Origin of the sequence: Acetobacter fabarum (genome assembly GCF_040702925.2) — a bacterium.
GTDB lineage: Bacteria > Pseudomonadota > Alphaproteobacteria > Acetobacterales > Acetobacteraceae > Acetobacter > Acetobacter fabarum_B.
Genome location: NZ_JBFCXX020000036.1, coordinates 1 through 12874, shown reverse-complemented (window position 1 = coordinate 12874; position 12874 = coordinate 1). Strand labels below are relative to the sequence as shown.

Here is a 12874-nt window from a genome sequence, read left to right as displayed (position 1 = left end):
GCCACTCCTCCAGTCATCACACAAGAGATGGAATCACAGAAAAAGGCCCAAAACCAGAGGGTTCTTCGAACCCTCCAGGTGCACGGATATGCACCAGTATCTTTAGATCGATGCGCTGGCGCTGACAGGCCGGTCGGGATGTCCAGGCCCGGTAACCACGTGCCGAGACCTGCAAGACGCGGCAGAGCCTCTCGATTGGCCACTCATGCCGATGCCCATGGATGAGGCGAGCCTCATGGCTTTTGGCTCGCAAAGAACTGTGTAGCTTTTTTAGGATTTCTCTCTCCTCCCGCAGAACCTGGTTCTCCAGACGAAGACGTTCATTCTCGCGGGCCAGGTCACCCTGAGGCGCGGGTGTCGGCCCGATCGGACGGTAATCCACTATCCATTTACCCAGAGTGGATTTGCCAATACCAAGGTCGGCCGCAATGCGCGTACGTGACAGCCCGCTGCTCAACGCAATTCTCACGGCCCCGCGTTTGAAATCTTCCGTATGCTTCATGATCGCGTCGGTCTCCTGATACGAGCTTAAAACGCTCAGATGACCGGCACAAAATCGTTACAAATTCAGTCTTTGCCGACCAGAAATCAGGCGCAAGGGGAATCAATCCAGGGTTCTTCGAACCCTCCATCTGAATGCGCTACGTCTTGATAGATATCCAAAATATTGTCAGCATGTTGTTCCATAGTATAGAGATTTCTATGTAATTTCCAAAAATCAGAGATCATTTCTTTCTTTGTAACAATTTTCCTCATTTTCTCCCAAAAGCTGTTAATGTTTCCGGAGGAGAAAATAAAAGAGGAATCAACTGTTATTTCTTTTTGTCCCCCTGTATCAGAAACGAAAATGGGAATTTGATGGCATAGAAACTCTATTGCCACTTGCGGTAATGCATCATGCCATAAGGGGGGGACGATCCCGATATCGACTTTCTCTAGTATGCCTTTTAGATCGTTGTGCTTGTAGCCATCAATGATTGTTAGGCTTTGGAATTTTTGCCGATTTTTTTCAAGTTTCGAAATGGAACCCGGGTCTGTAATTTTTCCGGCAAATAAGAAGCCTAATTTCCCGTACAAATCGCTGGGCATATTTTCAAAGGCATCGACTATGAACTGGAACCCTTTATCCGGGCGCGTATAGCCCAAAAAGGCGAGCGTAAATCTGTTTTCAACCAAAGGTTTCCCATGTATATCTTGGTTTTTGAAATGCTTTGTGCCAATATAGCTAACAATGGATTTGCCTTGCTCAACGCCATTTTCAATAAGTATATTCTCAACTTCCTTAGAAACAGAAATTATAGTATCACAATATTTATTGATCATTTCAACCGCATATTCTCTGCGTCGGAGAAATTTTCCGGCTACCGGGCTATGCTCAATGTTGCCTTCAAGGCTCAATCGCTTGAAATGTAATTTTCTCAGCCAATTGCTATTAAGGTTTAAATAGAAAGTGCCAAGCATAAAAAGGAAAAGGATAAATTTATCGTCCTTAACGGCATCTCTGCCTAAGTAGTAAGATGCATTTCGTTTGGAAAATGTTCTAATGTAATTTTCTACAAATATGTTGCAACTATAACATTTTTCGCCCCTGTTGTAATCGGTGCAATTGCTACGGTCTTGATACCAAAGATTGACTTGCTGACAAATAGCATGAAAATTATGATTTGATAAAATAAATTTTGCCTTAGGGAAATATTTCTTTAGCTCCAGCACATTCCAGGGCAACCCTTCAACGTTCTGGAAGTGAACAATATCAATATCTCCTAATTTGTCTAAAATAGATTTGAAAACTTTTACAGTTTTGTCTTCCTTCATTGCCCGTTCAATATTCTGGAACATGAGATAAGATGGCGCCAAAACACCACTATTAACTATATCTACATATTTAACGCCATTTATGGTCTTGGTGCGTTTCACATATGTATCATTTTTCAGTATATTGTAAAAAAAACCCGATGAAATAACAGTAATGTTGTGACCTTTTTTAGAAAAAGCATCAACGATATTTTTCAGATAAATGCTAACGCCACCACCTTCATTGAAGGAGCCGTAAACAGGAGCCCAGTTAAATAGAACTATTTTCACCTATTTATCTCCCTGAAGGAATTTTGTATTCCAAGTTTCCCATGACTGTACGGAATGGAGGTTATTTTTGTAGTATGTTCTCATATCTGAGAATTTTTCCTCGTACAGACCTATGAGAATTTTTTCACGCTTCAATAAGTCGCTGGCCCATTTGCTATTGAACCTGCACGCGATCTCGTATCCTTCAGCCTGAGAGACATAAATCATGCCCTTTCGGGCGGCGGCTTCTATTGGCTGTGGCCACATATTATATGAGACGCCCGGCGTTCTAAATTTCAAACGTGCGAAAAGAGGGAGCGTGAGCTGTAATTTATACCAAACACGCCCAAATTTGCGTCCTATTTGATTGTGATCTGTGGGAGATGCCCTGTGCAATTGGGATATTTCTGAATTCTGCTTTTCCATCTGTTTCAGACGGGCAAGGCGCGCCAATGTGTTGCGCTCATCGCTCCAGAAGGAGTTGCCTATCATAATATCTTCTAAGGCTGCCAGCATTGCTTCAGCAATAGGATACCGATATCCATCTATTTCTCTTCGAATATGCTGCGAAAATCCTGCAATTACCTTTTTGCAATCCCAATGTTCGTCTTCATCCAGGATGGGTAACATCAGAAAGCTGCGGTTGGCCAAATATTCGGTAGGCGCTGATATTTTATATTCGAATGAAGGTTGCCATGCTGACACACTAGAGAGTGTGAGGATGTTGAAGTTATTCTGTAAAGAAAATGCGACATCATCGCCACGTACAAAAAACGGAAATGGTGGAACAATATATTTTTTTATTGGAAAAAGAAAATACCACCAAGGTCCAAATATTGGACTATCTGATAGTTCATTTTTAATTGTATTTTCAAAATAACCCATATCATAATTTTGGTTTATGGATTTAATACCATATAGGGTATTGGTTGCGCCTAGTTCATATTGTAAATAGGGAGTTCCAGAATATAGCATCGCACCTGCAATAGATGCGTTATCATCTGTGCAGTATTCCAAGAATGTCATGGATTTTTTTAAAGAGCTGGGATGTGAATATGCATCATCATCCATAAACAAGGCGTGCGTGAACTGATTTTTCTCATGGATAAGTTCATACAGACCGCGGGCAAATCCACCCGACCCACCTAAATTCAGGTTGTCGATTATATGAATTTTATCGCTTTCAAATGGTATCGTTATTTCGTTACCATTATTTATGATGAACAGCTTGGATTGGCTGTCATGAATGGCAGGCAAGATGTTTTCTATAGCATTAATTAAATCAGCTTGCCTATTATAGGTCGTGATGATAATACCAGTATTCAGGCTGCGCAATTTATTTTCAGAGGTAAAATAGGAAACATTTTTAATATATGAGTCTTCCCTGCACAATATTTCACAAGAAAGCATCAATATGTCTTTGTTGTGGATGTCACTTATCTTATGTGTGACAGATATTTCCTCATCGCTTTCAGGAAGTGGAAACGTATCAAGGAGTATTCTTTTTTGTTTAGTTTCACCAAATATAAGTAGATCGCCACCACCACCTTTGTAATTACATCGAATAAAAAAGTCCTTGATATTAGTATGGTCTTTCCACTTTTTTATCGGGAAAGCGTTCATATATGTTTTGAACGAAAGAGTTTTATTTTTTGGCGCATGAATTTCATTTTCTTGGGGGAAATAAACCATTTCCTCTCCAAAAAAATACAGAAATTGATAGCTATAATGCTCTTTTAATGGTGATGAAAATGGCCATATTTCTGTTAGTGTAAGGTCAGACACAGTTGTTGTCTCCTAATACCCAAGAGCTTCATTCAATGATTTCATGCCGGATATTTCAAAATACTTTTCAAAAGCATCGCACCAGATGTCGTCATCATCTTGTTTTTTGGGAATGAAAGTAGGGGTTGAACTTCCATATAGTGTCAAAAGCTGCTTTTTAAACTCATCATTGAATCCATCATATTGCTGAAATGCAGTATCAAATTTCGTGGAAGTTTCACCATGGATTAAATCTTCGTATCTTAATATGATCGCGTCATCCTTTACCCTCAAAATCATTTTTGCTATTTCGCTGATGTGTTCAAATGCAGGCGAATGAGCGCACATAATGAACCCAACTTTTTGCAGGTCTGGCGATAAGGATCTCCAATATTTTCCCATGAGGTCATAGTCGTTCGGAGGAACCCTGTGTGTTTGAAACCGAAAAAGACTTTTCATAACGTCTTTCAGGTTTCGTATTACATTTACGACTGTAATATTTTGTTTGGATATATTTTCTATTACAGATTCTATCTCTACATGCCCAACAAAATGGCCGCCACTGATCGTTGCGCCCAGATACTCGAGGGGGCAGGTGAGGCGACATCTATCGGGAAACTTGTGGATATCCTGGTCCGGCAAGCCCCGATAATCATCAACAGTGTCATAGCCGCTGACATGCAGCCTGTGTGAAGGGCAGCCCGCTTGTGTAAGCGCCGCTTCTACAAAGTACGTGCCAGATTTTGGAATGGAATTAACAAAAATTTTTGGTGCGGAGACGGTATCAAAATCAGATGTTGCAATGATCGGCACCAGATAGAGAGGGTGCTTTTCGCCTTCTACCTCTCCTAAAAAAACCGATCCATTGTATTTATATCTACTTGTAATCTCGTTATTGGCGTTTGTTATGAATAAAACATCACCATCAAGATTCCATCCACACTCACGATCGCTAATGTATCCATATATGCTTCCGTCCGGAAGCATGACCATTTTACCATATTCGCCATATTCGGGGGAACCGAATGAGTAGACAGTTCTATTAATTTCAAGCATCTATTGAACCTGCAAACTCCATTCCAAAGAATGGTCACTTATATTATTCTTCAGAAAAAAGTCGATAGATAAAAAGAGAGTAGAAAACTAACGGGATTGAAATTTGTCGGTTTTGGGCATCAGCCTGCGATCGTTATGCACGGTTGTGCGGTGCGTCGGTCAATCATCCTGTCATCAGTTACTCGTTATAAACCGCAAGTGTTTCAGCAATAACCGTTTCCTGCGAAAATTCGGTTTCGGCCAGTCTGCGGCTGGCCTGCCCCATAAGAATACGTCTGGGTCGGTCTGCAAGCAACGCGCGCAGGGCATTGGCCAGACGGGTAGGGTCGCGGGGGGGAACCATCAGCCCGTTGACGCCTTCAATAACCGTCTCGCGGCAGCCTTCGACATTGGTCGTTACAATGGGGCGTGCGGCAGCCAGCCCTTCCAGCAGCGCTTTGGGTAATCCTTCCCTGTAAGCCGAGGGTAGGCAGACAAGGGCGCATTGCCGCAGCAGATCGGGAATATCGGAGCGGAAGCCAAGATATTCTACGCTGCCTTCGTCTGCCCAAGCATGCAGTGTTTCTTCTGGAATGGCAGCAAAATTGGCTGTATCGGGGGCGCCGACCAGCAGAAAGCGGGCCTGCACGCCTTCTGCCTTCAACTGGCGTGCGGCATCTACAAAATCCTTCACGCCTTTATCCCATAGCATGCGGGCTGGCAGAACAACCGTTGGCACGCCGTCTGGTTCGGGGGTGGGGGCAAACAGAGCCAGATCGACACCGGCCCCCCGGATCAGCCGGGCATCTTCTGCACGTACTGTGTGTTCTTCGATAAAGGCTTTTTTCGCATCCGGGCTTTCAAAAATGACCTTGCTGTTCGGCGGGTTGAGCAGCAGGCGCAAGGCCAGCCGGATGGGCGCGCGCAGGAGGCGTGCGCGCAAGTTGCTGGAGGAAAAAATGTAGCCCATCCCCACCGGGGCATTGATAATTTTCGGAACCCCAGCAAGCCGCGCAGCAAGCGACCCGTAAAGAAGGGGTTTAAGCGCTATATGGTGCACGAGCGCAGGCCGCTCCGACCGATAGATACGCCAGACCTGAAAGATACTTTTTAGTGCGCTCATAGGGTTGAGGCTGCGGCGGTCAAGGTTCCACGGTAGCACGCGCAGGCCGTGACTTCTAATGGTGTCGGCATGTGTGCCAACACGGGTCATGACCACAACCTCAAATCCGGCTTTTTGGGCAGCTTGTGCGCGTGCGAGAAAATGCGAGCAAAAGAACCAGTCTTCGGAAATAAGATACAGAATCTTTGGCATCAAAATTTTATCATAATGGCTGCGCTAAACTTCTTCTCATGAGCATGAAAGTTACAAAAAAAAGAATTCTTTCTTTGGTACCGCTAATACGATGATCATGCAAGATACGGATTATCTCCCGATGTCCTGTCAGATCATGGATGCAACACTGGTGGCCGCTCCCAAGCAGCGCAATACGAACGCCGAGAAAGCGGATCTCCGGGCAGGACGTATTCCAGAAGACAGGCAGGACAAGCACGCAAAGATGTCGTACAAGGATCGTCATGCACGATGGACACTGAAGTTCACGAAGGCGAAGCAGCAGGACGATGGAACCATGTCATCGAGCGATCTCGCCATCCTGTTCTTTGGCTACAAATCTCACGTCTCCATCAACCGGAAGTTTCGGTTCATCCGAAAATGGAAGATGACGGATGCCGCCACCAGTGATGGCGCGCGATTGAGAGAGAGGCTGTTAGATAAAACCAATACGACCGCCAGCGTTTGGGCTGATACAGCTTATCGCTTGAAAGCGAATGAGGACTTCATGGACAAAGAGGGTTTTGTCTCAAAGGTTCACAGAAAAAAGCCGCATCTCAAGCCTATGCCCCGACATATCCAGAAATCGAATGCTGGAAAGTCCGTGATCCGATCACGCGTCGAGCACGTCTCTGCCGACCAGGAATCACGAGCCAAGCGCATCAACCAACGGTTCTTTGATCCCTCCATGTCCACGAACCAGCAATCAACACGACAAAGAACTGAAATCAGGCAAAAGGGGAATCAATAAACGGTTTCCACCTGCTGGATTGCTACGCTGCGGCGTTGATCGGCTTCAGGAAGAGGACGCCGCACATATTGTTGACGATGGCAATTCTCCCTCCAGATTATAGCAATCAACGGTAGGTATAATCTGTGCACAATGCCATGATCTCAGAATGTGAGCGGGAAAAATTATTCCGTATTCCATCGGCCAGCGCCACGGCAAAGATCCGTAAGAACAGCCCCGGATTACTATAATGCAGGGTTGGTTTCAGAAACTTGGCTATGAGAAGTGGCAGAATAAACGGGAAATAAGCGCCAGCGAGTTGACGGAAAAACGGTATGTCGTTGCGGATAATGTAATACGCTTTCCAGAGCGGTGTGTAGACTCGCACCCCAGATGACGGGGTCGCACAATCATGTACAAAGCGGACACATGGCGCAAAGAGCAACGTAAATCCAGCCTGTGTGAGTGTGAGGGTGTAAAGGGAATCATCTCGGTAAATAAACAGTTCTGACCGGGGTGGCCCCAATATGTCACGTGCCACGGCGCACCGCACGAACAACCCGACAAACGAAGAAAAAACAACAGGTACGGGTTGCGTGCCAGCATAAGCTGCGTCCTCCAACCCCAGCGCGCTGGAACGGCTGAACAGGACGGATAGAAGCGCTCGGGGCGAATGAAAGACATTCCGCCCCGGGCGATTCATTGGGCATATCCGGCCATCGGGAAAATAGACTGCAGCCGCTACGCCGCCGACATTCTCCGCAGGCGCCAATGTGACAAACTGGGCCAGAGCATCCGGTGCAGGATAAGCATCGTCGTCAAAGCAGACGAGCCATTCCGCCGCGTGGTTTTTCAATGCAAGGGCAAACCCGCGCTCAAACCCACCCGCCCCACCGTTGTTAACCGACTCGTGCACGATCTCCAGTCGTTCGTCATCAAGACCATCCAGATACGCGCCGGTACCATCGGTGGAAGCATTGTTGATCACAATCACACGGGCAAAAGGCTGAGCCAGCGTTTCTGTCAGCGTGTGTCGCAATTTCTCGAGGCGATTATAGGTTACAATAACCGCCGTAACACTGGGTGGGCTCAGGGATAAAGCCATTATGCCAGCGGGTCGATGCAGAAGGTCGGAACCGCTACGCCAGAATCCCGTGCCGCCAAAAACTGCTCGGCTGCGGATAGCGCCTCAGCAACGGTAATATGCATATCCAGATACCGGTACGTGCCGAGGCGGCCGACAAAGGTTACACCCTGCTCGGCCTTAGCCAATGCCACATACTGTTGCAGGCGCGCTTTGTCATGCACCAGACGGATCGGGTAGTAGGGGGTATCGTTCTCGCCACACAGGCGGCTATGCTCACGGAAAAGAACGGTCTGCTCGTGTTCTTCCCATGGGGTAAAGTGCTTGTGCTCAGCCACACGGGTCCAGGGCACGCTCTCATCACAATAATTGATGACCGGGTTTCCCTGATAGTCACCTACGCTACGCACGGTTTCAAAGTCCAGAGTCCGGTAGCTCAAGCGGCCTTCAGTATAGTTGAACCACGCATCAATCGGGCCGCTGTAAAAGACATGGGCATAGTCTTGTGCCTGTGCGCGGGCAAAGCTGGTGGAGAGATGCACGCGGATATTGGCATGATCAAGGATGCGTTCGACAATATAAGTATAGCCGTGTTCCGGAATACCCTGAAACTTGCTGCCGTAATAGTTATCATCATAATTAAAGCGCACTGGCAAACGCTTGAGAATGCTGGCGGGGAGTTCAGACGGTTCCAGCCCCCACTGTTTGCGAGTATAGCCACGGAAGAAGGTTTCGTAAATTTTCTGTCCGACAAAAGCCAGCGCCTGATCTTCGAACGTACGCGGCTCAGTAATGCTCTGGTCGGCCTGCCCGGCAATAAATTCTCGGGCTTCTGCGGGTGAGAACTGCTTGTTAAACAGCTGGTTGATCGTCATCAGGTTGATCGGTAGGGAAAAAACCTGCCCGTTAGCATGCGCCTTGACTCGGTTGATAAAAGGCATGAACCGGTCAAACTGGCGCACATATTCCCAGACACGCTCGTTGCTGGTGTGAAAAATATGAGGCCCATAAACATGGAGCATGATGCCGCTCTGCGCATCACGCTCGGTGTGGCAGTTCCCTGCTACATGTGCACGGGTATCGAATACATCCACCTCATAACCGCGTTCGGCCAGTTCCCGCGCGATGGTGCTACCAGAAAATCCCGCACCAACAACCGCTATTTTTTGCATTTTATCCAACTTTCAGCCACTTTGACTAGAGAACAGCAGATATGCCCCTCAGGATCGTGCTCTCAGCAGTTCCTCAAAATCATGACGGGGCAAATAAGACTCGAACACTTCCATTGGCGCGCCATCAGCGACAATCCGGCCATTATCAAGCCAGATCAGCCGGTTGGTCCACTCTGCCAGAATAGACGGAGAATGACTCGCCAACACCAGAATATCCGCATGCCGTACCATGCCTTCCACCCGCTTTTTGGCTTTTGCCATGAACGCGGCGTCTCCGGCGAGAATCCATTCATCCATCAGCAGGATCTCAGGCGGGAAAGCCGTGGCCATACCGAAAGCCAGGCGCACCACCATGCCTGAGGAATAATTACGAACGGGAATATCCAGAAATTCTTTCAGGTCGGTAAAGCCAATGACATCGGCCTCGAACTCATGACTTTTGGCTTTGGAAAGGCCCAGATAACAACTCCGCAGACGTATGTTTTCCCGGCCAGTCAGTTCCTTATTCATGCCCTGTCCGGGATCAAGGAGAGAGATCAACTTCCCTTCCATGGATAAGGTGCCGGCTGTCGGCTGGTAAATGCCGGACAAGGCGCGCAGGAGCGTTGTTTTGCCAGAACCATTGGAGCCAATGAGGCCCAGCCGGTCACCCGATTTAAGGGAGAAGGAAACATCCCTGAGCGCCTGTACAACCGGGCGGCTTTTCTGATCGACACTGAAACGCGAGGAAACCTTGCCTAGCAGAGCTTTCTTCAGCGACCGGCTTTCCGAATGATACAGAGGAAAATCAATGGAGATGCTGGATGCTTCTAAATACGCCATGTCGCTCAAACCCAAAATGCAATGCGGCCGCGGAGACGGGCAAAACTGACCAGTGAAACAAGTATGACAACTGCGGAAATGGCGAGTGCTTTTCCAATGAAAACAATATCGAGTGGTTCATTCAAAATTGGATTGCGAACAATATCAAGAATATAGACGAAGGGGTTATACAGAATAATGTTTTCTGTACCCGGGTGCCCCTTGAGCGTGGTCGCCTGCCACATAACGGGACTAACAAAAAACGCAACCTGTATAATTGCTGCAATAATCTGGGGAATATCCCTGAAACGGGCGCAGAGAACGCCCAGAAAAATCGATATGGCAACCCCGTCAATCAACCAGAGCAGGAACCCCGGAATGGCTGCCAGCATATAAAGGCTGGGGTGTACATCCATAAGAACAAACACGACTACAATCACAATAACATTGTGCGCCAAGATGATTGTATTCCGTATGACGCTCCTGACCACATGCACCAGAAAAGGCATGCGTGTTCCCTTGATCAACGTGTCATACGCGCTGAAACAAGTGCAGCCGTCGTTAATGATCGAACTGAGATACCCCCACAGAGTAAGGGAGACCGTCAGAAAAGGAATATAGGTGTGAATATCTGTCTGGAGTAGATCCGCATACAGGAACGACATGGCGCCGATCTGGATGGCGGTTGAAATGGTCAGCCAGAAAGGACCAATGAGCGACCCCCGATACCGTAGCTTGATATCCGAAAAGGCCAGCGACCAAATCAGCCTGTAAAGCTTAGTCCCTTCGACAAAGTCATCCATGACCAACTGAAACCGCTGAGCCCAGCCATTATCCGCCGCTAACTTGTAACGAATCTTGGCGGAAGATTTCTGGTGTAATTTAGGCTGCGCGAGTTCAGTCATGGCAAGATGAGCCTCCAGAATGCTGCGTCATTTTCTTTCCATCTTACCTAATCGAATGTGATTAAGATGCAAGTGAGCCGCACCGGGCTTGCCCGAGTGAGATCTGTTGAACGATTAAGGATTGCGATATCAGGCCTGTTCTGATTTGCATAGAAGCTATGTGCGGGTTCTACCGGGCTTGTAACCGGTCTCTGGGGCAGATGGAGGGTTCGAAGACCCCTTTGGCTTTGAGGCATGTCCTGTCATTCCGTATTCTTCTGTAGGCTCAGGACCCGTTGATTTAAGTAGCGAAATCTGATTCAGGTTCTGTAAGGAGACTGAAGATGAGCGACCTGTACAGGCAGAGGTGGCCCCTGAAAATCGGACAGGGTGATAAGCTATCCCCGGCCTGGATAGGGACAGGGACTGATGGGCAAGGTTACGAGGAAACGATATTCGGGTGAGCTCAAGTCTCGTGTGGCTCTTGAGGCGATCCGTGGCGAGTAGACGTTATCGGAACTGGCGTCGAAGCACGGTGTGCATCAGACGATGATTGCCCAGTGGAAGCGCCAGGCGATCGAGGGCATGGCTGCGACTGAATTGCCCCGGGTTTTGTGGAGACAGAACGACCCGAGAGGTAAGAAGAATTCATGAGCAACAAATCGAAGCGTTTCCCGCCGGAATTTCGTGAACGTGCAACTCGCATGGTTCTGGAGGAAGAGAAGAACCATCCATCACGCTGGTCCGCAGTGATGATGATAGCGCCAAAGCTGGATATTCATCCTGACACGCTGTCAAAATGGACAGGTCTGCATGAGCGGGCCAATGCGCCTGCGGTAAGTGACCTCCCTGATCGGGAGAAGATCAGACAACTGGAGCGAGAAAACCGCGAACTGCGGCAGGCCAATGAAATCCTGCGTAAGGCATCGGCATATTTTGCGGAAGGAGAACGCGACCGCCGGTTCAGGCCATGACACGCTTCATTGAGGAGCATCGGCAGATATATGGTGTCGGGTCAATCTGCAGGGTTCTGTCGATTGCACCATCTGTCTATTATGCTTATCGGGCGAGACAGAAAAATCCTTGTATGCGCAGCCAGAAAAACAAAGGACTGTGTGATGAAATCCGTAGGATATGGAACGATAATTTTTGTGTTTATGGAGCGCGTAAGGTCTGGCGTCAGCTCAGACGCGAAGGCAGGACTATCGCCCGCTGCACGGTAGAGCGCCGGATGGAGCTGAAAGGCGTCATTCGTGGCAAAGGGGTCAGAACCACACGGCCCGATCCGGCACGGCCCTGTCCACAGGATCTGGTGCAACGCCAGTTTCATGCACCAGCCCCTAACAGGCTCCGGGTTTCGGATTTTACTTACGTTTCCACCTGGCAGGGCTTTGTTTATGTGGCCTTCATCATTGATGTGTTTGCCCGGGTCATTGTAGGCTGGCGTGTCTCCTCAACGGCCCATACCGACTTCGTGCTGGATGCCCTTGAGCAGGCTCTGTGCCAAAGGCGGCCAGAGGGAAAAGTGATCCACCATTCCGACCGCGGCTGTCAATATGTGTCCATTTGCTACACGCAAAGACTGGCTGAAGCAGGCCTCGTTGCCTCTGTCGGAAGTGTTGGGGATTCCTATGATAACGCCCTGGCCGAGACCATAAATGGTCTCTACAGAACCAAACTCATCTATCGGCAGGGGCCATGGAAAAACAGAGACGCTGTTGAACTGACTACACTCAAATGGGTGGACTGGTTCAATAATCGCCGCATTCTGTCATCCATTGGAAACATCCCCCCAGCAGAAGCTGAGGCTCGCTTTTATGCTCAGCAGAAATCATATGCTTTAGGCTCAGGACTCATAGCCAGAACATGACTGTTGCGGCGAGACAGACTGCCGAGAAGAAAACCGTAGGGCATCTGTCGTAGCGCGTGGCTGTTGATTTTCACTGAGAACTGACCCGGGTAGGGCGGAAATTTTCATCGAGATTTGACCCATGCCTTCACACTCCC

The 12874-nt window shown here is 48.1% G+C and carries 10 protein-coding genes, 3 pseudogenes and 1 other annotated feature; of the genes and pseudogenes, 3 read left to right on the top strand and 10 right to left on the bottom strand.

The genetic code is table 11. From position 1 onward, the window contains the following. Nucleotides 1-16: 16 nt before the first annotated feature. The 5 genes from AB2L51_RS14555 to AB2L51_RS14535 form a co-directional block, all read right to left on the bottom strand. Nucleotides 17-502, bottom strand: coding sequence for a transposase (locus AB2L51_RS14555; protein ID WP_395582970.1), 486 nt, complete (start codon nucleotides 500-502; stop codon nucleotides 17-19). Nucleotides 503-588: 86 nt separating this feature from the next. Then, the gene (locus tag AB2L51_RS14550; RefSeq protein ID WP_395582971.1) at nucleotides 589-2085 is read right to left on the bottom strand and encodes a glycosyltransferase; all 1497 of its coding nucleotides are present in this window, start codon (nucleotides 2083-2085) and stop codon (nucleotides 589-591) included. Further along, complete coding sequence (locus AB2L51_RS14545; protein ID WP_395582972.1) at nucleotides 2086-3849, bottom strand: glycosyltransferase; 1764 nt, start codon at nucleotides 3847-3849, stop codon at nucleotides 2086-2088. A 12-nt stretch (nucleotides 3850-3861) separates the two neighbouring features. Then, complete coding sequence (locus tag AB2L51_RS14540; protein ID WP_395582973.1) at nucleotides 3862-4884, bottom strand: sulfotransferase domain-containing protein; 1023 nt, start codon at nucleotides 4882-4884, stop codon at nucleotides 3862-3864. 178 nt (nucleotides 4885-5062) lie between these two features. Then, nucleotides 5063-6178 carry a glycosyltransferase family 4 protein gene (locus AB2L51_RS14535; protein ID WP_395582974.1) on the bottom strand — a complete coding sequence of 372 codons (1116 nt, stop codon included), beginning with the start codon at nucleotides 6176-6178 and terminating at the stop codon, nucleotides 5063-5065. A 109-nt stretch (nucleotides 6179-6287) separates the two neighbouring features. On the opposite strand from AB2L51_RS14535, the pseudogene AB2L51_RS14530 reads away from it, so the two are divergent. Beyond that, nucleotides 6288-6848 (top strand): annotated as a pseudogene (locus AB2L51_RS14530) (transposase); the annotation flags it as partial. A 205-nt stretch (nucleotides 6849-7053) separates the two neighbouring features. Here the strand turns inward: AB2L51_RS14530 and AB2L51_RS14525 are convergent. From AB2L51_RS14525 to AB2L51_RS14510, 4 genes are read right to left on the bottom strand one after another with little or no spacing between them, the layout of a single operon-like run. Continuing rightward, nucleotides 7054-8031: a glycosyltransferase gene (locus AB2L51_RS14525; protein ID WP_395582975.1), complete on the bottom strand. Its 978-nt coding sequence runs from the start codon at nucleotides 8029-8031 to the stop codon at nucleotides 7054-7056. Next, a complete protein-coding gene (glf, locus tag AB2L51_RS14520) occupies nucleotides 8031-9182 on the bottom strand; it encodes a UDP-galactopyranose mutase (protein WP_395582976.1) in 1152 nt (383 codons plus the stop codon). The genes AB2L51_RS14525 and glf overlap by 1 nt, the downstream gene beginning before the upstream one ends. A gap of 48 nt (nucleotides 9183-9230) precedes the next feature. Further along, nucleotides 9231-10004, bottom strand: coding sequence for an ABC transporter ATP-binding protein (locus AB2L51_RS14515; protein WP_395582977.1), 774 nt, complete (start codon nucleotides 10002-10004; stop codon nucleotides 9231-9233). A 5-nt stretch (nucleotides 10005-10009) separates the two neighbouring features. Next, nucleotides 10010-10888, bottom strand: a complete 879-nt coding sequence (locus tag AB2L51_RS14510; protein ID WP_395582978.1) for an ABC transporter permease — start codon at nucleotides 10886-10888, stop codon at nucleotides 10010-10012. Nucleotides 10889-11296: 408 nt separating this feature from the next. Here AB2L51_RS14510 and AB2L51_RS14505 point away from each other — a divergent pair. Together AB2L51_RS14505 and AB2L51_RS14500 are read left to right on the top strand one after the other, a co-directional pair. After that, nucleotides 11297-11464 (top strand): annotated as a pseudogene (locus AB2L51_RS14505) (transposase); the annotation flags it as partial. Nucleotides 11465-11517: 53 nt separating this feature from the next. Beyond that, nucleotides 11518-12737 (top strand): IS3 family transposase gene (locus tag AB2L51_RS14500; RefSeq protein ID WP_395582979.1). Its coding sequence is split into 2 segments (ribosomal slippage): nucleotides 11518-11815 and nucleotides 11815-12737, totalling 1221 coding nucleotides; the frame shifts between segments, so codons are not numbered across the junction. After that, nucleotides 11796-11912 (top strand) — a sequence feature (AL1L pseudoknot). Its footprint overlaps the gene before it by 117 nt. On the opposite strand, the pseudogene AB2L51_RS14495 reads toward AB2L51_RS14500, so the two are convergent. Continuing rightward, nucleotides 12721-12807 (bottom strand): annotated as a pseudogene (locus AB2L51_RS14495) (IS5/IS1182 family transposase); the annotation flags it as partial. The gene AB2L51_RS14500 and the pseudogene AB2L51_RS14495 overlap by 17 nt on opposite strands. Between the last annotated feature and the right edge of the window lie 67 nt (nucleotides 12808-12874).